This window comes from Polaromonas sp., from assembly GCF_030682935.1.
In the GTDB taxonomy this organism is placed as follows: Bacteria; Pseudomonadota; Gammaproteobacteria; order Burkholderiales; family Burkholderiaceae_C; genus Polaromonas.
In genome coordinates, this window is the sequence record NZ_JAUXNA010000275.1 from 1 (window position 1) to 1216 (window position 1216).

General features: G+C 61.0%; 1 protein-coding gene and 1 pseudogene. Both read right to left on the reverse strand.

The annotated features are described in order from the left end of the window. Positions 1-664: succinate--CoA ligase subunit alpha (gene sucD, locus Q8K05_RS12460; protein ID WP_305246914.1), on the reverse strand; the 664-nt coding region annotated here is incomplete at its 3' end. Positions 665-730: 66 nt separating this feature from the next. Beyond that, positions 731-1216 (reverse strand): annotated as a pseudogene (sucC, locus tag Q8K05_RS12465) (succinate--CoA ligase subunit beta); the annotation flags it as partial.

A 1216-nucleotide genomic window follows, 5' to 3' on the forward strand; every position in this document is an offset into this window, starting at 1 on the left:
GGCCGCCGATCTCGCCGATCATGATCACCGCGTCGGTGTCCGGATCGTCGTTGAAGGCCTTCATGATGTCGATGTGCTTCAGGCCGTTGATCGGGTCGCCGCCAATGCCGACGGCGCTGGACTGGCCCAGACCGATTTCGGTCAGTTGCGCCACGGCTTCGTAGGTCAGCGTGCCGGAGCGGCTGACCACGCCAATGCGGCCCTTGCGGTGGATGTGACCGGGCATGATGCCGATCTTGATCTCGTCGGGCGTGATCAGGCCGGGGCAGTTGGGGCCCAGCAGCAGCGTGCGTTTGCCGCCAGCCGCTTCCTTGGCTTTCATGCGGTTGCGCACTTCGAGCATGTCACGCACAGGAATGCCTTCGGTGATGCAGATGGCCAGGTCGAGGTTGGCCTCAACGGCTTCCCAGATCGCGGCAGCTGCGCCTGCGGGCGGTACATAAATGACCGACACCGTGGCGCCGGTCGCTTGGGCGGCTTCGCTCACGTTGGCGAAAATCGGGATGCCTTCGAAGTCTTCGCCGGCTTTCCTGGGGTTCACGCCCGCCACAAACGCTTCTTTGCCGTTGGCGTAGTCGCGGCACATGCGGGTGTGGAATTGACCGGTTTTTCCGGTAATGCCTTGCGTGATGACTTTGGTGTTTTTGTTGATGTAGATCGACATGGGTTTTTCCTATTCAGTTGGGGACAGAGCTTGCCCGCTACGCGGCCTGCGGTCTGTCCCGCAAAATTACTTGGACACGGCGGCCACGATTTTGGTCGCAGCGTCGGCCATGGTGTCTGCGGCAATGATGGGCAAACCGGAGTCGGCCAGCATTTTCTTGCCCAGGTCTTCGTTGGTGCCCTTCATGCGCACGACCAGCGGAACCGACAAGTTGACGGCCTTGCAGGCGGCGATGATGCCGTCGGCAATGGTGTCGCACTTCATGATGCCGCCGAAGATGTTGACCAAAATACCCTTGACTTCAGGGTTCTTGAGCATGATCTTGAAGGCTTCGGTGACTTTTTCAGCCGTCGCGCCGCCGCCCACGTCCAGGAAGTTGGCCGGCTCGCCGCCGAACAGCTTGATGGTGTCCATGGTCGCCATGGCCAGGCCGGCGCCGTTGACCAGGCAGCCGATGTTGCCGTCCAGGCTGATGTAGGCCAGGTCAAACTTCGAGGCTTCGATTTCGGCCGGATCTTCTTCATCCAGATCGCGGTAGGCCACGATCTCGGG